This is a genomic window from Bacillus sp. B15-48 (assembly GCF_016879755.1).
Classification (GTDB): domain Bacteria; phylum Bacillota; class Bacilli; order Bacillales; family Cytobacillaceae; genus Mesobacillus_B.
This window is the reverse complement of sequence record NZ_WOFU01000004.1, coordinates 249,733-270,214: the sequence shown is the minus strand read 5'-3', so window position 1 is coordinate 270,214 and position 20,482 is coordinate 249,733. Positions and strand designations below refer to the sequence as shown.

Here is a 20,482-nt window from a genome sequence, read left to right as displayed (position 1 = left end):
AACAATGCTAGCATTGTTCGATTCGAATAGTAGAAGAGTTTAGTATTTAGGGAAGTAAATAAAGGACAGCAAAAAAGTGACAAATGGTCCCACAAAGGACGAAGAGATGCCAAACGGCGTGATGATGTTTAAACAGCTTCCACATATAAAAAATCGCACCAACTGTGTAAGCAACTCCACCTATAATTAAGAATACCAGTCCATTCGGATGGAGATGTGCAACCAGTTCACTCCAAGCGAACACAATTAACCAACCCATGACTACATATAATATCGTTGACGCAAAGAGGAATTTTTTAACAAAAAACGCTTTAAAAACGGTTCCTGCAACTGCTATTCCCCAAACAATTCCAAACAGTGTCCAACCAATCCATCCATCTACCGCTAAAAATAAAAAAGGTGTATACGTTCCAGCAATAAAAAAGTATATCGAGGAATGGTCCATAATTTCAAAAAAATCTTTTCCCCGTCCAGGAGGGAGGGCGTGTACCAAAGTCGAAGAGGTATATAAAAGTACCATCGTAACACCAAATAATGTGAAACTTACAATATGCCACGCGTTCCCATATAGAGAAGCAAAAACGATCAAAATCACTAATGCTGCTATACTTAAAATCGCTCCAATGCCGTGGGTAATCGAGTTTGAGATTTCTTCTTCTTTTGTAAATGCATGTGTATTGGCCATAACGCTTCATTCCTTTCACCCCTATGCGTGGGGTTATTTCTGTCTCTTTTCGTATGGTAAATAGGAAAAAAGCTCTCCTTAGATGAAGAGCTTTAAGTATATCCTTTTTTTAAAACCAGCACCAGTGACGTTTATAATGGAATCGATAAATTTAATTTGCCAACGAGATGACAGTATTTGTTAATTCTAATGCCTCTTTTAAATTCTTGTTTTCTTCCTCTGTTAAGGGAACCATTGGTAGACGCACACTGCCGACTTGAATGCCATTCATATTTAAAGCAGCTTTTACCGGAGAAGGACTTGGAGCTGCAAACAATGCTTTCATTTTTGGAAGCAGAGTACGATGCAGCAAAGAAGCTTCTCTTATTTTCCCATTCTTGAAAAGGGTAATCATTTCCTGCATTTCATTACCAATGATATGGGAAGACACAGAAACGACACCGTGACCACCGATTGCTAATACTGGTAACGTTAAACTATCATCACCACTATAAAGAATAAAGTCATAAGGTGTTCTAGCAATGATTTCTGCCATATCATCTAAATTTCCACTAGCTTCTTTAACATACTTGATATTTTGAATTTCAGACAGACGAACGATTGTCTCGACAGAAAGGTTTACAGCGCTCCGCCCAGGAATATTATACAACATCACTGGTAGGGAGGTAGCTTCGGCAATCGCTTTAAAATGTTGATATAAGCCCTCTTGAGATGGCTTATTATAGTATGGTGTGACTAGCATGATCCCATCAACACCCGCTAGCTCAGCCTCTTTCGTTAAGTGAATGGAATCTCTCGTATTGTATGAACCCGTACCAGCAATAACAGGAATCCTTCCATCAACAATGCTTACAACAAATTTAAATAATTCTACTTTTTCAGACGCTGTTAATGTAGGTGATTCACCAGTAGTACCAGCAACAACGAGACCGTCTGTACCATTATGAATCAAATAATTCACTAAATTTCTTGTAGCATCATAGTCAATTTCTCCTTGTTGATCGAATGGAGTCACCATCGCCGTTAATACTTGGCCTAATTTACTCATTTCTTCTCACCCTTTTAATCAAATTTGTCAACCGCTGAGAAGGACCTATTAATGAACGCAAAAATGCAACAATGAGGGTTCATTGTTGCATTAGAAACATCTGTTCTATGCGCAAGATAGCCCTCCATATAGTCCCCTATATGACAGTTCTGCATTTGTTCAATAACAGAACCAGCTTCAAGAAAAATGAGTATCATGAAGCTTCGGCAAATTCCCCTTTCAACAATAGTCTCTGGACCTCATTTTCCTCCTATTGTCTACTTATGGTCTTTGCGCCTCTATCCTCACTTCAAAAAATAATTGAAATAAGAAATATGTAATTGATTGTACTATAACAATAATTTGTAATAATAGCAAGTAAAATTTTAGCTTTCACTTATAAACGGTATCTTCTTTCTATTATTTGCCAACATTATTCTGAAGTTTTTTTCATTTTTAAAACCCCCATGTTTTAATCTCTTAGCTATCAAAAAGATAGGCTCTCATAAAGGATTAAAAGAAGGTACATAATAAGATAAGTATTTAAAGTAGGAGGACATCAACGTGAGCACAAAATATCAATTATCCTTTTTTGCTTTAGGTGGATTAAATGAAATCGGCAAGAACATGTACGCGATTCAATATGGGGACGATATCGTTGTTATTGATTGCGGAAATAAGTTTCCAGATGAGAGCTTGTTAGGAATTGATTTAATCATTCCAGATGTTACATATTTAGTAGAAAATAAAGAAAAAATCCGTGCGTTAATCGTTACACATGGGCATGAGGATCATATTGGCGGAATTCCTTACTTTTTAAAAAAATTAAATGTTCCTGTTTATGCAACACGTTTTACTTTAGGGTTAATTGAATTAAAATTAAAAGAACATAAGTTGTTAAGAGAAGCCAAACTAATTGAAATTGACTCAGATTCAAAAATATCATTCGATAAATTGAGACTTAATTTCTTTAAAGTAAATCACAGTATTCCGGATTGTTTAGGAACCGTTATCCATACACCAGAGGGAACAGTTGTTCATACAGGTGATTTTAAGTTTGACTTAACACCAGTGAACAAACAATACGCCGAAATTCATAAAATGGCAAAAATCGGAAGTGAAGAGGTGCTGCTGCTTATCTCTGAAAGTACGAATGCTGAGCGTCCAGGTTTTTCCCCAACAGAGCAGAAAGTCGGAGAACATGTCATTGAAGCATTTATGAAAGCGAAACGAAAGGTGATTATTAGCACGTTTGCATCCAATATTAACCGAGTACAGCAAGTTGTCGATGCTTGTCAACTCACAAACCGTAAGCTTGCTTTATTGGGTAGAAGCATGGTTAATGTAGTAAACGTTGCGATTGAACGAGGCTATTTGGATGTTCCAGAAGAGATGTTTATTGAACAAGATCAAATCCATGAATATCCACCTGAACAAGTTGTTATTCTTTGTACTGGCAGTCAAGGTGAGCCAAATGCTGCCCTTGCCCGGTTATCGACTGGGAACTTCCGTGGCGTCGAAATTATCGCAGGTGATACCGTCATTTTTGCCGCAGGACCAATTCCTGGCAATGAAAAAAACGTCACACAGATTGTCGATAATTTATATTCCCTTGGCGCAAATGTCATTTATGGATCCGGTGGTTCTACAGGAATGCATGTATCAGGTCATGGTTATCAGGAAGACTTAAAACTTATGTTAACTTTCATGCAACCGAAATATTTTATCCCGATTCACGGTGAGCATCGAATGCTTCATCACCATCGTATGCTTGCCGAATCAGTAGGAGTTGAACAAGGAAATACATTCATTTTAAAAAATGGTGATGTTGTTGATATTAAAGACGAAACTGCACGTCAAACCCGCACTGTCCATGCTGGAAATACTTATGTGGACGGAATTGGTGTTGGTGATGTCGGAGAGATTATCTTACGTGACCGAAAACAATTATCAGAAGATGGAATGCTCGTGATCATCTTGCCGATTGGCAAACGAGATGGAAAGCTTGTTTCTGCCCCAGATACTGTAACGAGAGGTTTTGTTTATGCTCGAGAAAATGAGGAGTTGTTAAAAGAAGTAAATCGTCTCGTAACCACGGCCGTTGCAGACCACGAAGGCCATAAAAGTGATTGGAGAAGTCTAAAACAGCAATTGAAAAAATCAGTCGGCCAGTATTTATATGCTAAAACACAGCGGCGGCCGATGATTTTGCCAATTATAATAGAAGTTTAATGTTAAAATCGATAGACATTTGAACAAGAATGGCTCGCCAGTCGGCGAGTTTTCTTTTTTTTTTAGACATTCATATGCATATTTACTGACCTTTTAGCATTAAATGGTAATAAGCACACCTCGTTCTTTTTCCAATTCTTCACTATGTGCTAATTACACATTATGGAAATTTATTTTTCCTCGCTCAATATTCACATTAAAAATAAAATAGCACACGATTAGTAGCTAAAGGAAAGTGTAAATCATATGTGAAATTAACACAATGTGATATAATAAGTTTGAATATTTAAATTTTTAGAACCCCTATTTATAGTCATTTAAAAACATATGCCATCCTTTAGCTAAATCTCGGAGGGGAAATTCATGCCAAATAAACGAGAAAGCACTGGTTTTTTAATCAAACAAAGGGCTTTTTTAAAACTTTACCTACTTACAAGCATTGAAAAAGAACGTTGGTATGGAATGCAGTTACTCGATGAACTCAAAAAAGCATTCAAACCCTATGGATACATACCGCAACATTCGGAAATTTATCGTGCGTTACATGAGTTGATGGAAGATGGGATTCTGACAAGAAGAAAAGTAAAAGAGGACGGAGCAAAATATAAAGAAGTTGCTGTCTACTCGATCGCTGACAAAGAGCAAGCAAAAGCCTATAAAAAACTGGTTAAAGCCGACTTAGATCGAGGTGAACAACTCATCCGCAAAGCATTGACAGATAACTTTTCTTAAATGCAATTAAAATTCATAAAAACGGGGAAATAGAAATAAAGGATATTTTTTAAAAACAACCTAATTTAGAAGGAGGCAGTTCGGTGTTTAATATTCCCAAACCAGCATCAACAGTTTTGTTAATTGATGAAAAAATTAGAGTCTATTTAACGAAAAGACCTAAAACCATGAAGGTGTTAGCTGGGTATCATGTTTTTCCAGGTGGTTCAGTCGAAAACGAAGATTCGGTGATGGCTAAGAATTTTATAAGAAATTGGCACGATTCGCAACAACTTGGTTTAGGACATTATGTTGCTGCAATTAGAGAGCTATTCGAAGAAGTAGGCATCTTTCTTGGGAAAAAAAATAACGGGACACCATTTAAACTTAGCTCAAATGAAATGATAGATTATCGTCGCCTCTTAATCAATCAAGAAATCTCATTTTCAGAAATGTTAAAACAAGAAAATCTCCACCTTGATTTTAGCCACTTAACCTATTTTGGACATCGAATAACCCCGAAATATAAACCAATCCGTTTTGATACGAGGTTTTTCCTTGCAAAACTACCTAATGGCCAATCACCAAAACCTGAACGTTTTGAAATTGATGATGCTTCATGGATGACACCTGAAGAAGCTTTATCTTCATATGAAATAGGGAAGATGCTACTTGCAAGCCCAACAATCGAATCGCTCCGAACGCTATGTAAATATCAAACAGGTGAAAAGCCAATGATGCCATTGCAGCGACAAAATCCACTTGCGGAATCGAAATAAATAATAGAGCGAATTGATAAACAATTGGACTTATTGTATTTTTCGAGAAGGATGTAAACGTTTTATTGCCCTCCCTTTATTAATTTAGTAAACTAATTATATTAAAGGGAGGTTTTACGATGAGAAAAATCCGCTGGGGCGTTTTAAGTACAGCAAAAATTGCTCGTACACAATTAATTCCTGCAATCACTAGAACAAACAACGCTCAATTAGTCAGTATTGCAAGTTCAAATAAAGAAGTTGTCCAAGAAATTGCCGCAACATACCATATTCCGAAAGTATATGATAATTATAAAGCATTAATAGAAGATCCCGAAATTGATGCCGTTTACATTCCACTCCCAAATCATATGCATAAAGAGTGGGTTCTAGAAGCTGCTAATCATAGCAAACATATTCTTTGTGAAAAACCAGTCTCTTTAACAACGGAAGAGGCTTTAGAAATGGTCGCATATTGTCGTGAAAAAAATGTAAAATTCATGGAAGCATACATGTATCAATTTCACCCACAACATGAACGTGTTCGTGAAATTATTGCTTCAGGTGAAATAGGTGAAGTGAAATTAATGAAGTCTAGTCATTCCTTCTATTTAGAAGATCGAGATACAAATATCCGCTTTGATAAAAATAAAGGAGGGGGAAGTTTGTATGATGTGGGCTGTTACTCCATTCATGTGATTCGCCATATTTTACAAACTGAGCCTGTCAAAGTGTTTACACAAGCTGAAATCGATTCGGGGATTGATAAGTCTACTCAAGGTTTCTTAACAATGGAGAATGGTGTAAGAGCAATGTTTGATTGCAGTCTTGATATGGTGCGCCGTAACGAATACGAAGTGATTGGAACGAAAGGAACCATTAAAGTACCATTTGCTTTTCGTCCTGACATGGCAAATGGTGGAATAGGAATTATCCAGGTGAATCTAGGGGAAACAAGCCGTGAAGAAAAAATCTCTGGCGATGCCTATATGTCCGAAGTAGAACATCTGTCTGAAGTCATTTTAAACGATGGGACGCCTGCGCAAACAGGGGAAAATACGATTCAAAATATGCGTGTGATTGACGCTTGTTATGAATCAATAAAAACTGGTGAAATTATCTCACTATAAGAAAATTCTCAAGGCCGTTTTGGGATTACAAGCGCTCCAAGCGGTCTTTTTTTGTTTTACTAAAAAAACTTTCCCAAAGCACCCCAACGTTAAACCGTTTCCACCGGTCCAATAAAACGACAAAAATAGTGGAAAATCTGTTTTTTATTTGTAAGAACATTTTATTTTTTAAAAAAACATGATAGAATTTCATATAATAATAGCACTTTATTATTTAATTTAGAGATAAATGGAGGTTCACAGCGAATGTCTGAGGCGAAAATGAGAAGTGATATGATTAAAAAAGGGGTTGACCGTGCCCCGCACCGTAGTTTATTGCGTGCAGCCGGTGTTAAAGAAGAGGACTTTGGCAAACCATTTATTGCTGTTTGCAACTCATATATAGATATAGTACCAGGCCATGTTCACTTACAAGAATTCGGGAAACTAGTAAAAGAAGCGATTCGAGAAGCTGGTGGTGTCCCATTTGAGTTTAATACAATTGGCGTAGATGATGGGATTGCAATGGGACATATCGGGATGAGATATTCATTGCCTAGCCGTGAAATCATTGCCGATTCACTTGAAACAGTTGTATCTGCTCACTGGTTTGACGGAATGGTATGTATTCCGAACTGTGACAAAATTACACCTGGGATGATGATGGGAGCACTTCGTGTGAATATCCCGACGATGTTCGTTAGTGGTGGCCCGATGAAAGCAGGTCGTGATGCAGCTGGAAATGCACTAGATTTAACTTCTGTCTTCGAAGGAGTAGGTGCCTATCAATCTGGTCAAATTGATGAAGCTAGATTACAAGAAATCGAACAAGTCGCTTGCCCGACTTGTGGCTCCTGTTCAGGAATGTTCACTGCAAACTCAATGAACTGTCTAGCTGAAGGTCTTGGTCTTGCACTTCCGGGCAACGGAACGATCCTTGCTATTTCTGAGGATCGTAAAGAATTTGTTAAACGCTCAGCGAAACAATTAATGGAACTAATCAAACAAGATATTAAACCTCGGGATATTGTAACAATTGATGCGATCGATAATGCCTTTGCTTTAGATATGGCGATGGGTGGGTCAACAAATACAGTTCTTCATACATTAGCATTAGCTCATGAAGCAGAAATTGATTATCCAATCGAAAGAATCAATGAAGTGGCGAACCGCGTACCACATCTTGCAAAGATTGCTCCTGCTTCAGACTATCATATTGAAGATGTGCATAATGCTGGTGGTGTAAGTGCAATCATAAATGAACTTCTTAAAAAGCCTGATGCCATCCATGGAGATGCGTTAACAGTAACAGGGAAAACGCTTCGCGAAAATGTTGAAGGCTGTGAAATTCTAGACAAAGATGTCCTCCGTCCATTAGATAATCCACATTCTGAACGCGGGGGACTAGCTGTCCTTTTTGGTAACTTAGCACCTGAAGGATCGATTATTAAAGTTGGTGCCGTTGATTCATCGGTAGGCGGCTATCATCGTGGACCAGCCATTTGTTTTGACTCTCAAGAGGAAGCATTATCTGGCATCATTACTGGAAAGGTAAAAGAAGGCCATGTTGTCGTGATTCGCTATGAGGGACCTAAAGGTGGACCTGGGATGCCAGAAATGCTTGCGCCAACTTCCCAAATTGTCGGTCGTGGCCTTGGAGCAAAAGTCGGCTTACTTACAGATGGACGCTTCTCAGGAGCATCTCGTGGAATTAGTATCGGTCATATCTCCCCAGAAGCGGCAGAAGGGGGCCCAATTGCTTTTGTTAATGACGGCGATATGATTGAACTTGACTTAAACAACCGTACGATTACGCTTGAAATCTCTGATGAAGAGTTCGAACAACGGAAAGCAACTTGGAAAGGATTTGAACCAAAAGTTAAAAAAGGCTATTTAGCACGTTATTCTAAGCTCGTAACTAATGCGAGCACGGGCGGAGTAATGAAAATTTAACTTCAAAATTAAAAAAAGCAGGGGACATAAACATTGTTCCTCTGCTTTTTTTTATCCTAGAACTAGTTTCATATAATGAAACTTTACTTGTATTTTTTGAGTCAATATAATAAAACTACTATACTAATAACAGACAGAGGTGATGAAATGGCACAAAATGAAGTATCGACATTAAAAAAAGGACTTCTCGTTTTAGAGTTAGTGAAACAGCGTAAAGGCATTACATTAAGAGAAGTGATGGGCGAACTGAATTTAAGTAAATCGACGACTTTCCGAATTTTAACAACGTTAGAAGAAATGGAGTATGTATATAAACTTCAAACTCAATATTTTATTCATCATAAAATGTTTTGCGAAAGTTTTGCGAAACGTTCAGAAATGGATTGGGCTTCATTGCGTTCGATTTACCAAGTCGCACAAATTTCACAAATGAGTACCTATATTGGAAAAGTGGACGGAACCAGTCTTGTGATGACGCAAGTATTACATGCTCCATTCCGAGAGTCAGCAGACGAAGAAATCGGAAATCGGTCAAAACTGCATCAATCTGCTTTAGGTAAAGTAATCTTAGCAAATTTAGATGAAAAACCTTTAGCGTCTTTACTTACTAAACTATCACTCGAACGTGCAACAAAAAATACGTTTCAAGACTCACAACTATTTCGCTATCATTTAAAAGCGATTCGTGAAGATGGTTATGCATTTGATGATGAGGAACGTATTGTCGGTATTCGCTGTGTCGCTGTTCCTGTTTTTCGCAATCAAGAAGTCATCGCTGCCTTAGCCATCGCAGCACCTGCCAATCAGATCTCTCGTAGCAATATTAAACAGATTGCCACAAAGTTACATGCAGGCAGTAAAGCCATTTCAAAAGAAATAGAAACCCTCGTCAATATTTAATATTTGGAGGTTAACAAAATGAAAGTAGTAGCAATTGTAGGAAGTATTCGGAAAGATTCATATAATTTACAACTGGCGAAACATATTCAAAAACGGTATGCTAATCAATTTGAAGTGGAGATTTTAGACTTGGCTCCGCTCCCAATGTACAACCAAGATATTGAATTAGATGCACCGCAAGAAGTGCTTGACTTTAAAGCGAAGGTAAAAGAAGCTGATGCCGTTCTTTGGGTAACGCCTGAATATAATTCTTCCATTCCAGGTGTATTGGGAAATGCGATTGATTGGTTAAGTCGCGTAGATAAGGTCATGAATGGAAAACCATCTATTATCATGGGCTCTTCAATGGGGATTTTAGGTTCTGTCAAAGCCCAAATGCACTTGCGCGACATTCTATTTGCTAGTGGTTTAAATTCTCCCGTACTAGGTGGGAATGAAGTATATGTAGGCGCAGTGCATGAGAAATTCGATGCTGAAGGAAACTTAACAGACGATTCAACGATCGCCTACATAGATGGTGTAATTGCTAACTTCCAAGATTGGATGAAACAATACGTATAAAGAAAACTCGCCGATTGACAAATCCCTAAGGTCGCAGACAAGGGCGTAGTTGCACTGATACGTTTGGAAACAATAAATTTTAATAGTTTATTTTTCCTGTTATTAGCTAAAAATACAACACCTCTTCTTTCACTGGAAGAGGTGTTTTTACAAGGAGAATTTAAGATGATGGAAAACGTTCAAAACTTATTTCAAGATTTTACATTTAAAGGTGGGGTCCACGTAAAAAATAGACTTATAATGGCACCGATGACAACTTTTTCTGCAGATGAAAATGACTATGTTTCACAGGAAGAACTTGATTACTACAGAGAACGTGCAAATGGTGTTGGTACGGTCATTACCGCATGCGCTTATGTTTCAAAAAATGGGAAAGGCTTTGATGGTCAAATGGGGATTGATCACGATGGAACAATTAACGGTCTATCCAAATTAGCAGATGTCATTCACTCTGGTGGCGCGAAAGGAGTCGTTCAACTTTATCATGGTGGTCGCTTAGCAGTCCCGAGACTTATTCCGAATGGAGAAACCGTGAGTGCAAGTGCAGTCGCACCTCTTGGCGATCGAGGCTTTTATAGTATTGAACAAACACCGAGAGCATTAACTACGGAAGAAGTATATGAAGTGATAAAAGACTTTGGTGATGCAACTCGCCGTACAATTGAAGCTGGATTCGATGGAGTGGAATTGCACGGCGCAACAGGTTATTTACTTCAACAATTTGTTTCCCCACATTCGAACCAAAGAACAGATGAGTTCCAAGATCGCAATTTGCTTGCAATAAAACTAATTGATGAAGTGCAACGTGTGATCAAAGAAAACGCGACAAAACCATTCTTAATTGGTTATCGTTTTTCACCTGAAGAACCAGAAACACCAGGTATTACGATGAAAGAAACCTTTGAATTATTAGATGTATTAATCCAAGCAAATATCGATTATCTTCATATTGCCACAACGAACGCTTGGGCTAAACCGCGTAGAGGAATTGATAGTGATAAATCACGTACAGAAATAATTGCTGAATATGTTAACGGACGTGTGCCAATCATTGGGGTTGGAAATATTCATACCCCAGAGGAAGCAGCACTCGTATTTGAGAAAGGAAAAACAGACTTTGTAGCACTCGGACGAGCAATAGTGGTTGACCCTCATTGGGTTGAAAAAGTACAACAGAATAATGAAGAAACCATTAGACACGAGCTAACATCTTCCGACCAGAATCAAGCTGTCATTCCAACTCCTTTATGGAAGTTAATTTTAGAAGTAGAGGGTTGGTTTCGAGTTGTACGATAGGAGTACCCTATCCTTTTTATAGATAAAACTCTCGTTACTATTGACATAAACATAATTTTCATGATATTTAATAATGGTTAGCACTCAGCATAATTGAGTGCTAAACGATTTTACTAAATCACGTGAAAGGAGAGGTTGATATGGAAAAGAAACAATTCCAAGCAGAATCAAAAAGGCTATTAGAAATGATGATCAACTCCATTTATTCTCAGAAAGAAGTGTTTCTAAGAGAGTTAATATCGAACGCAAGCGATGCAATTGACAAAATCTACTACAAGGCTTTAACAGATGATTCCCTCACATTTAATAAAGAAAACTATTACATAAAAGTAGTGTCAAATAAGGAAGATCGAACGTTAACAATCAAGGATACCGGAATTGGCATGACGAAAGAAGAACTTGAAAACAATTTAGGTATCATTGCAAAGAGTGGTTCACTAGCATTTAAAAAAGAGAATGAACTAAAAGATGGACATGATATTATTGGCCAATTCGGAGTCGGCTTTTATGCGGCTTTTATGGTAGCAGATGTTGTGACGGTCATTAGCAAAGCTTTAGGAGCTGATCAAGCCTATAAATGGGAATCTGAAGGTGCAGATGGGTATACGATCCAACCTGTTGAAAAATCAACCGTTGGAACGGAAATCATCCTTAAAATCAAGGAAAATACGGAAGATGAAAGCTTTGATGAATACCTTGAAGAATATCGACTAAAGCAAATCATTAAAAAATACTCTGATTTCATTCGTTATCCAATTAAAATGGACATTACCGAAAGAAGTTTAAGAGAAGGCAGCGAGAATGAGTACGATGAGTTTACTGAAGAACAAACGCTTAACAGCATGGTTCCAATTTGGAGAAAAAATAAAAGTGAACTTACTGATGAAGACTATGCAAACTTTTACAATGAAAAACAATACGGGTTTGACAAGCCATTAAAGCATATCCATATTAGTGTGGATGGTTCTATTCGCTATAATGCCATTCTTTTTATCCCTGAAAACATACCATTTGATTATTATTCAAAGGAATTTGAAAAAGGCTTAGAATTATATTCTAGTGGCGTTTTAATTATGAATAAATGTGCAGACCTCCTTCCAGATCATTTTAGCTTTGTCAAAGGAATGGTGGATTCTGAAGACTTATCACTAAACATTTCAAGGGAAATGCTTCAGCAAAACCGCCAATTGAAGTTAATTGCCAAGAATATTAATAAAAAAATTAAAAGCGAATTACAATCGTTATTAAAAAATGATCGAGAAAAATATGATCAATTTTTCAACTCCTTCGGTCGTCAGCTGAAATTTGGCGTCTATAATGACTTCGGCGCCAACAAAGAAATCTTACAAGACTTATTGCTATTCTATTCATCAAAAGAAAAGAAACTCGTGACACTTGATGAATATGTATCAAGAATGCCGGAGGAACAAAAATACATTTATTATGCTACAGGAGCATCGATTGAACGAATCGAAAAGCTGCCACAGGCTGAGCTTGTTGCCGACAAAGGCTTTGAAATTTTATATTTCACAGAAGAAATTGACGAGTTTGCGATTAAAATGCTCATGAACTATAAAGAAAAAGAGTTCAAATCTGTTTCAAGCGGTGATTTAGGCATTGAAGATGAGAGCGATAAAACCGAAGAAACGACTAAACAGGACAATAAAGAATTATTTGCAGCAATGAAAGAAATATTAGCTGAAAAAGTAAAAGATGTTCGTGCATCAAAACGGTTAAAATCACACCCTGTCTGCTTGTCAACTGAAGGGGAAATTTCAATCGAAATGGAAAAGATTCTTCAAACAATGCCAAATAATCAAAACGTAAAAGCAGATAAAGTTTTAGAAATCAATGTCCAACACGAAGTATTTGAATCATTAAAAACAGCATTTGCAAACGATAAAGAAAAGCTTACACTTTACACAAGCCTATTATTTAATCAAGCACTCCTCATTGAAGGGTTGCCAATTCAAGATCCTGTTGAATTTACAAATGATATTTGTAAAGTGATGGTGTAAACATTCAATCAAGAAGCCCTGTATCCCTTATATACAGGGCTTCTCTTTTAAATAAGCAAGGACAGCCATTTGATCTGCACCAACATATGTCTAATTAGCCTCTGATGATTCTTGTTTTGTCACCGGACAAACGAATCATGTAAATGGCGGGCAGGTGATGTCATCTTGAAATTATGTCATAATGGAACAACACTTATATATTAGAACAATTCCTCTCTTCATAGGAAAAGAAGCTTCCAACACAACTGGAAGCTTCTTTATTTTCTCTTAAATAATAAAGGTTACCAAAAGAATGGAGCGCCATAGCCATAGCCAAAGCCACCGTATCCAAATGGAGCGGCAAATAATGGAGCGGCTAGCATTCCTCCTAGCATGCCTCCAAGTAACGGCGCGCCTAATCCGAAGCCCCATGGCCCAAAGCCCCAAGGTCTACCAAACCCCCACGGACGTCCAAACCCCCATGGGCGACCAATTATCCTCGTATCATATGGATTTACTCCTATTTGTTGTCCATAATGAAAACCAGTATTCATCTTGAAAATTCCTCCTCAAAATTTATATTTCACTGAATTATATGCATTTACCTATTATTCTTCTTGGGTTTGTGCCTTGATTAGGCAAAAAATCAGGAAATAATTGGAGACCTATTGTAAGTGCATTTCAGTTATTACTGTTGTTCAATAGCAAAAACCACGATAAATTATATATAGAACCTTAAAATAAAGGAACGAGGAGGAATCCTTCTATGAGTTTTTCTAACAAGACAGTCATTGTAACAGGTGCAGCTAATGGAATCGGAAAAACGATTGCAAATTTGTATGTAAAGCAACAGGCAAACGTTCTTTTAGCAGATGTGGATGAACAGCAAGGGAATAAAGTAGCTGCTTATTTTTGCGAGAAGGGGGGAAACGCACTGTTTGTTAAAACAGATATTAGAGAACCAGACGAAATCATTTCGTTAATGAAAACTGCTTATGATACATATGGGAAGATTGACATTTTAATTAATAATGCAGGAAAAGGATTATTTAAATCGCCCTTTGATGTGACCATTGAAGAGTGGGATGATTCAATCTATACGAACTTAAGAAGTGTTTTTCTTGCTTCACGTGAAGCAGCAAAATATATGCGTAAAAATCAGGATGGAGGCTGTATTGTTAATATCGCATCCACTAGAGCCCTTATGTCTGAACCACACTCTGAATGTTATGCCGCATCAAAAGGAGGAGTGGTTTCGATTTCTCATGCGCTTGCCGCTTCCCTCAGCCCTTATCGTATTACGGTAAATGCGATATCACCTGGTTGGATTGAAACGAAAGATTACGCGAATTTAACAGTGAATGACCATGAACAACATTTTTCGCAGCGAGTTGGGACCCCTGAAGATGTTGCAAGAGCTTGTTTATATTTAACAGCCAAAGAAAACAATTTTGTAAACGGGATCAATCTAATAGTAGATGGTGGAATGACAAAGAAAATGATTTATGAAGAGGAATAAAGAAGCTGGAGTAAGTAGAGAAATCCAGAGGGGGTTGTATGTATGGAAAAGATCAGACATATTTCAACTGAACTGAGAGATTGGAAATGGCGAAGGTTTGCAAGTGCTTAATTATTGGATTGGTGAGGAGTATAAACCACATTTTGATTATTTCTCTCCTAATAAAGTAGACCACGATAAAGGCGGGCAGCGTGTGGCAACCTTTTTAATCTACTTGAACGATGTCAAAGCTGGAGGCGAGACCGAATTCCCCCTCTACTATTTGTATAAGGGGTCCCACCAACAAAACGCGGAAAACATACGCTAAGCAAATTTCGACATAAAAAAAGCCGATTTTTCATGAACTTTTATAACGATTTAAAGAATTGATTTGTTACCCACATTTGTTTTGATGTGGGTTATTTATATTTTATTTTAAAAAAGTGTATACAAAGAGAGAGGAAGATTCGTTTACTTTATGAAAGGAGGAAAAAATGGCATATGAATTAGATGATTTTTTAAAAAATAAAATGAATATGCTCTTCCGATATTTGCTTAAAATGGGTGTCGGCGAAGCAGATGCACAAGATATTATTCAAGATACGATGATAAAGACTTTATCATATTTAGGAGAAATTCCAAATGATAAATTGAATGCATGGTTATTCAAAGTAGCAATGAGCCGGTTTTATGATATGTATCGAAAAAAGAAAAAAGAGATACATATCCCAATTGAACCAGAGCATCTTATCGATGAAGAAGGACCGGAAAAAATTATATTAACATCTGAGCAAAAAAATGAATTTAACGAACTTCTCGATCAAATTAGACCAGAATACAAGCATATTTTACTGTTAAAATACGAGTTTCATTATTCCTACAAGGAAATTTCAGACACCCTTGAAATGAAAGAAGAAACAGTAAAAACGTGGATGTATAGGGCGAGAAAACAATTTGAAAAAGTATACAGGAGGTCGGAACATGAAAGAAGATAAAATACCCATGCTGGGTGATGAACAAGTCAACAAAATGTTAAAAAAGGCAAAAAGAAAATCTGTAATTAAACAAATTATTATTTCAGCTATTGTGACATTGGTTCTTGTCCCAACGATGTTCTTAGGCATTAACCATCTTTCGAATAGAAGTTATATAAATATGAGTTTTGAGATTGACGATATTAATAAAATTACCCGGCCAAATACCCAACTAGTTGAAACAATGATTCGTTATGGTTTGTTCGGTGGCGAAGCAGAATATACAGCGTATAAAGTGATTGAAGGCATACCCGTTCCATTAGGAAAAGAAAATTATGAATATAACTTTTTAAATAATTTTTCTAGGAAGGACAAGTTTAATGTTATAAAAGTTCCTGAAGGAGAAAGTGGAATTTCCTACCACATCAATTCAATGCAGCGAGATATGCAGTTTTATCATCCTATGAAAAGATACAGTGCCTACCAAAATGATGCGAAAATTATGGGGAGATATCCGGGAAAAGTTGCTGAGATGGCGATTTCCTTCGATAAGCCATATTCAATTGATGAAATTCAAAAGATGCTTCCTAATGGAGTGAATCCTGCATGGTACTGGGTGGACACTTATGAAAATCCAGAAAAACTTGATTCTCCTGACTCTTCTTTAGAAGTTTACGGTATTGCTCATAATAGTAACAATGTTGATCCAAAAAATGACTTTCTTGTTTCAATTGAAAAGGGATATAAAGAAGAAGGTAGATATAAGAGAGAATATAAAAGAGTTTACGATGTTTTACGGGGTGGAAATGAGAAACCGACAGAAGATGATGTCCATATCATTGGGGTTGTTGTGACCGGAAAAACAGAAGATTTAACTAAATTAAATGGCCAAGCCTTTGCAAGAGCAGTTGTTTTAGGAGCGATGGCAGAAGACTTACATTAATATCTATATCCTATAAAAGAAAGGAAGAATAAAATGCTCGGTCAGATTAAATCGGAAATAAAAAAAGCAATAACAGTAAAACAGCTAATCATTTGGATGGCATTGATTTTGGTATTTCCAACTATACAGTTTTTACTTGTTATGAATAACTATGTCTACTATAGGCAATTAGAAATATTTTTACGTGTCAATAATGGTTTTTTACCTATTCTTTTGCCACTTTTGATGGTTTTAATTTATGCAATCCGTTTTATTGGTGAACAGAAGAATAATTTCATTCCCTATGCAAGAATTCGAATCTCATTGCAAGATTATATTGGCAGTAAGGCAATAGTAAATGCACTACTTTCTTTTAGTGCAGCGTTTTTAATGGTGTTTATACCGTTCCTATTTATTATCTATATTGAACCAAATTTAGGCATCATTGAGCTTTATCCACCTGATACTAGTCCCAAGGTTGTAACAACTTTTGAACAGCTCCTACCTTATGGAACGCTCACATATGGGCTGATTTATTCAGCTTGGGTTGGATTGAACGGGATGTATTATGCAACAATTGCCTTCTTACTCTTACAGTTGTTAAACAATTCATTTGTAGCATTATCTATCCCCTTTGCTGGCTATATGGTGATTGTGTTTATTTTCCAAGTATTCCATCTCGATAAGTTTTCACCTATGGATTCAGTGTTCCCGTTTGGTATTGGTCAGCAACCCTTGTGGACTGTTTTTATTCCGTTTTCGGTTTTATGCCTCATCACCATGGTTCTCATTTTAAATGTAAGGAAGAAGCTGTATACCCGTTATGAATAATTTAAAAGAAAATCCTTGGAGCTTATCTTTTATGAAGTGGATAGGTTTAGGCGCAATTATGTACCTATATGGTGTTAATCATATAAATAGACTTGCAATGTTTTCAATAAAGCATAACACAACATACAATGGTTGGGATCTTATACTAACATCACTTAGTGAAAGATATTTCATCACATATTTTTTATTTCCATGGATGATTTGGCACTCTGTCTCCTTTTTATTAAAGGACTCTGGATATCACATATTGATTCGCTTTGGATCTTATAAGAATTGGATTTTTTATACGCTGAAAAATTTCATCATAATGTATGGAAAATTAATGTTCTTATGGATTGCTATCATTGTGATTTCAATAATTGGTATGCCGTTTTCCTTCGGATGGAGTGAATTGAGCCAAATTAATGATTTTAGTTTTGGATCACAAATATTGGAAAAGTATTTCAATTATCCAGTTTTGGCACTTTTATCTCACCTACTCTTATTTACATTTTCGATGGTTGCTACTCATTTGTTGTTAGCCATTATCTATGTTGTGACAAAAAGTAGGACTGCAACGATTTTTACAATGATTTTAACGGGGTTATGGGTAATCGGTTCAGGTAAATATCTTCCAGATTCGTTGTATCCATTAAATTATATTTCATTGCCTATTGGTATCAATAATAATAGCTTTGTGGTTTTTATCGCTGTAGGAACGGTTCTACTATTAAGTATTGTATTAATTAGTCAAATCGATTATAACTTCCAACATGTTTGGAGTTTTTTCAAAGGAAAGGGAACTTTACTTATCTTTCTATTATTAATTAGTGCGATATTGTGGAAAGGCACCTCCGTACACGGTACACAAACAATTGGTGACAAGTTTTTTTACATCTTTTTTGGAGGGTCTATTGAAGGGTTTAACTTTTTTAATTTTTTATCCTACTTTATCCTATATTTCGGGTTTGTATATGTTGTTCAATTGCATCTACAAAAGGTTCTGTCGCAAATTAGTCATTATATGATCATTCGATACAAATCAATAAATCGATGGTTTTGGCAATGGTATCGGAAAGTAGCATTTTCTATATTAGTCTACTTAACCATACTCGCATTGACTAGCTTCATCATTGGTAGATTAGTAGGTGGAACACTGGGCTTTTCAACAACCTTTGAAAGTTCCTTTTCAACCTTTGATCAGTACTATCAATTTTTTGTAAATGGTTATCTTCAGATTACATTTTATGTGCTTCTTGTATTTATGATTTCCTGGCTTACTGCCGAACCTTTTTATAGCTTGGTTGCCATCGGGATATTATCTATTTTTATGTTTCCGGGTCTGAATTTAATCAAAGTTCTTCCTGTTGGATTGAATAGCTTAGGGTATCTGACAGGTCACTTCACCACGTATACAATAAGCCTCTTACTATTATTGTATATTTTACTGGAGGTTGGAATCTTAATTTATCTGTTAAATCGAAAAGATATTAATCTATAAAAGGAGAGAAAATAAGTGGCATTAATACACGTATCAAATGTAAACAAATCCTATAAAGGGCAAACAATTTTTGAAAACCTAAATTTTGACGTGGAAAAAGGCAGAATCTACGGTATTACGGGCCCAAACGGATCGGGAAAGTCCGTATTATTTAAATTAATGTGTGGATTTATATTCCCAGATGTAGGAAAGGTCGTTGTAAATGGAGAAGAGCTTGGGAAAAACAAACGTTTTCCAGACAATTTTGGTATTATTATTGATCGCCCCGGCTATATAGCGAATCAATCGGGATTTGATAATTTAAAATCATTAGCAATGATTAAAGGCAAAATAGGTGATGAAAAAATAAAGCAAACAATGGAATTAGTCGGCTTGCAGCCACAGGCGAAACAAAAAGTAAAAAATTATTCTCTTGGTATGAAGCAAAAACTTGCTATAGCTCAGGCTATTATGGAAGACCAGCAAACGCTTATTTTGGATGAGCCATTTAATGCTCTTGATGCTGATAGTGTTGAAAATATACGCCAATTGATTCAAAAGTTTAAAAATGAAGGTAGAACAATTTTACTTACAAGTCACAATCAAGATGACATTGATCTTCTCTGTGATGAAGTTTATAGAATTAATAAGTTTAATCTTGAAAAGGTTAGATAGTTAAACATAAGGGGTGAATAAGGGATTGCTGAGTAACAAGAAAAAGTTGTCCAACAATTGCGTGCTTGTTAACCAAAATTAAAAATCACCATCTGTTTATGTATTCCATAAACTGAGTTTCCGTTTTATGGAATACCCTGTTTGTTACAAAACTCATCAATTTCTGAACACTGTAAAATTTAAATAGTTTTCTAGCCTTCTGCCTATTATATGTGTTCATAAACCCTGTAAAGAAATCTATGTTCAGATATTACCCCTAACATTAAGTTATGTTACTATAAAGCAGAAAAATTAAACAAGGGGGGAAATTAATGAAGGTAGGATATGCTCGTGTTTCAACAGGCATTCAAAATCTTGATTTACAATTGGATGCTCTTAGAGAACATGGTTGCGAAGAAATATTTACAGATAAAATTAGTGGCACCAAAGACAAAAGACAAGGGTTGGAAGAAGCACTTCGATTTGCACGCTCTGGTGATACGATAGTAGTTTGGCGCTTGGATCGATTAGGGAGAAATATGCAGCATTTAATTAAAATTGTAAATGATCTAAATGATCGAGGTATTAGTTTCCATAGCCTGCAGGAAAATATTACGATGGACAAGGCTAGTGCAACAGGACAACTTATGTTTCATCTTTTTGCAGCTTTTGCTGAGTTTGAACGAAATCTTATTCACGAGCGCTCGACAGCTGGTCGTGCTGCAGCAAGAGCAAGGGGGCGATTAGGAGGAAGACCAGAGAAGTTGGATAAAAAAGAATTAGAAATGTTGAAGACATTGGTAGCAAACGGGACACCCATTACGGATATTGCTCAAAGGTGGGGTGTTTCCCGAACAACCGTTTATCGATATCTAGAAAAATAGAATACATCTATGTTTTTGAAGGGATGTGGGA

20 protein-coding genes, 1 pseudogene and 1 riboswitch are annotated in these 20,482 nt (G+C 36.5%); of the genes and pseudogenes, 18 read left to right on the top strand and 3 right to left on the bottom strand.

All coding sequences use genetic code 11. From position 1 onward, the window contains the following. Positions 1–46 precede the first annotated feature (46 nt). Both trhA and dapA read right to left on the bottom strand, forming a co-directional pair. Positions 47–685 carry a PAQR family membrane homeostasis protein TrhA gene (gene trhA / locus GNT69_RS14650; protein ID WP_203555723.1) on the bottom strand — a complete coding sequence of 213 codons (639 nt, stop codon included), beginning with the start codon at positions 683–685 and terminating at the stop codon, positions 47–49. A 151-nt stretch (positions 686–836) separates the two neighbouring features. Continuing rightward, entirely contained in the window at positions 837–1,733 is an 897-nt protein-coding gene (gene dapA, locus GNT69_RS14645; protein ID WP_203555722.1) for a 4-hydroxy-tetrahydrodipicolinate synthase, read from the bottom strand. 109 nt (positions 1,734–1,842) lie between these two features. After that, a riboswitch (Lysine riboswitch) is annotated at positions 1,843–2,022 on the bottom strand. 317 nt (positions 2,023–2,339) lie between these two features. Here dapA and GNT69_RS14640 point away from each other — a divergent pair. The 10 genes and pseudogenes from GNT69_RS14640 to GNT69_RS25525 form a co-directional block, all read left to right on the top strand. Further along, complete coding sequence (locus tag GNT69_RS14640) at positions 2,340–3,944, top strand: ribonuclease J (protein ID WP_239094263.1); 1,605 nt, start codon at positions 2,340–2,342, stop codon at positions 3,942–3,944. Positions 3,945–4,307: 363 nt separating this feature from the next. After that, the gene (locus tag GNT69_RS14635; protein ID WP_203555720.1) at positions 4,308–4,676 is read left to right on the top strand and encodes a replication termination protein; all 369 of its coding nucleotides are present in this window, start codon (positions 4,308–4,310) and stop codon (positions 4,674–4,676) included. An 83-nt stretch (positions 4,677–4,759) separates the two neighbouring features. Continuing rightward, on the top strand, positions 4,760–5,434 hold the full coding sequence (locus tag GNT69_RS14630) for an NUDIX hydrolase (RefSeq protein ID WP_203555719.1): 675 nt from the start codon (positions 4,760–4,762) through the stop codon (positions 5,432–5,434). 119 nt (positions 5,435–5,553) lie between these two features. Further along, positions 5,554–6,543, top strand: coding sequence for a Gfo/Idh/MocA family protein (locus GNT69_RS14625; RefSeq protein WP_203555718.1), 990 nt, complete (start codon positions 5,554–5,556; stop codon positions 6,541–6,543). A 246-nt stretch (positions 6,544–6,789) separates the two neighbouring features. Continuing rightward, on the top strand, positions 6,790–8,475 hold the full coding sequence (ilvD, locus tag GNT69_RS14620) for a dihydroxy-acid dehydratase (RefSeq protein WP_203555717.1): 1,686 nt from the start codon (positions 6,790–6,792) through the stop codon (positions 8,473–8,475). A gap of 147 nt (positions 8,476–8,622) precedes the next feature. After that, positions 8,623–9,375, top strand: a complete 753-nt coding sequence (locus GNT69_RS14615) for an IclR family transcriptional regulator (protein ID WP_203555716.1) — start codon at positions 8,623–8,625, stop codon at positions 9,373–9,375. Between the two features lie 18 nt (positions 9,376–9,393). Further along, positions 9,394–9,936, top strand: a complete 543-nt coding sequence (locus GNT69_RS14610) for an NADPH-dependent FMN reductase (protein ID WP_203555715.1) — start codon at positions 9,394–9,396, stop codon at positions 9,934–9,936. Between the two features lie 165 nt (positions 9,937–10,101). Further along, on the top strand, positions 10,102–11,232 hold the full coding sequence (locus GNT69_RS14605) for an NADH-dependent flavin oxidoreductase (protein WP_343206506.1): 1,131 nt from the start codon (positions 10,102–10,104) through the stop codon (positions 11,230–11,232). A gap of 140 nt (positions 11,233–11,372) precedes the next feature. Next, positions 11,373–13,250, top strand: coding sequence for a molecular chaperone HtpG (gene htpG / locus GNT69_RS14600; RefSeq protein ID WP_203555714.1), 1,878 nt, complete (start codon positions 11,373–11,375; stop codon positions 13,248–13,250). Positions 13,251–13,297: 47 nt separating this feature from the next. Further along, a pseudogene (locus GNT69_RS25525) lies at positions 13,298–13,419 on the top strand (NAD(P)-dependent oxidoreductase); the annotation flags it as partial. A 112-nt stretch (positions 13,420–13,531) separates the two neighbouring features. Here GNT69_RS25525 and GNT69_RS14595 read toward each other — a convergent pair. Continuing rightward, on the bottom strand, positions 13,532–13,783 hold the full coding sequence (locus GNT69_RS14595; RefSeq protein ID WP_203555713.1) for a hypothetical protein: 252 nt from the start codon (positions 13,781–13,783) through the stop codon (positions 13,532–13,534). A gap of 212 nt (positions 13,784–13,995) precedes the next feature. Here GNT69_RS14595 and GNT69_RS14590 point away from each other — a divergent pair, with 212 nt between their 5' ends. The 8 genes from GNT69_RS14590 to GNT69_RS14555 all read left to right on the top strand — a co-directional run bounded on the left by GNT69_RS14590 (position 13,996) and on the right by GNT69_RS14555 (position 20,451). Continuing rightward, the gene (locus GNT69_RS14590; protein ID WP_203555712.1) at positions 13,996–14,748 is read left to right on the top strand and encodes a glucose 1-dehydrogenase; all 753 of its coding nucleotides are present in this window, start codon (positions 13,996–13,998) and stop codon (positions 14,746–14,748) included. A 103-nt stretch (positions 14,749–14,851) separates the two neighbouring features. Continuing rightward, positions 14,852–15,055 (top strand): 2OG-Fe(II) oxygenase, encoded by a 204-nt coding sequence (locus GNT69_RS14585; RefSeq protein ID WP_343206505.1) that lies wholly within the window; start codon positions 14,852–14,854, stop codon positions 15,053–15,055. 166 nt (positions 15,056–15,221) lie between these two features. Next, positions 15,222–15,722 (top strand): RNA polymerase sigma factor, encoded by a 501-nt coding sequence (locus GNT69_RS14580; protein WP_203555711.1) that lies wholly within the window; start codon positions 15,222–15,224, stop codon positions 15,720–15,722. Beyond that, positions 15,709–16,644, top strand: a complete 936-nt coding sequence (locus GNT69_RS14575) for an anti sigma factor C-terminal domain-containing protein (protein ID WP_203555710.1) — start codon at positions 15,709–15,711, stop codon at positions 16,642–16,644. The genes GNT69_RS14580 and GNT69_RS14575 overlap by 14 nt, the downstream gene beginning before the upstream one ends. Before the next feature lie 33 nt (positions 16,645–16,677). After that, complete coding sequence (locus GNT69_RS14570) at positions 16,678–17,454, top strand: ABC transporter permease (protein WP_203555709.1); 777 nt, start codon at positions 16,678–16,680, stop codon at positions 17,452–17,454. Between the two features lie 391 nt (positions 17,455–17,845). Beyond that, complete coding sequence (locus tag GNT69_RS14565; RefSeq protein ID WP_203555708.1) at positions 17,846–18,934, top strand: permease; 1,089 nt, start codon at positions 17,846–17,848, stop codon at positions 18,932–18,934. A 15-nt stretch (positions 18,935–18,949) separates the two neighbouring features. Then, a complete protein-coding gene (locus GNT69_RS14560) occupies positions 18,950–19,588 on the top strand; it encodes an ATP-binding cassette domain-containing protein (RefSeq protein WP_203555707.1) in 639 nt (212 codons plus the stop codon). 311 nt (positions 19,589–19,899) lie between these two features. After that, positions 19,900–20,451: a recombinase family protein gene (locus tag GNT69_RS14555; protein WP_203555706.1), complete on the top strand. Its 552-nt coding sequence runs from the start codon at positions 19,900–19,902 to the stop codon at positions 20,449–20,451. Positions 20,452–20,482 lie beyond the last annotated feature (31 nt).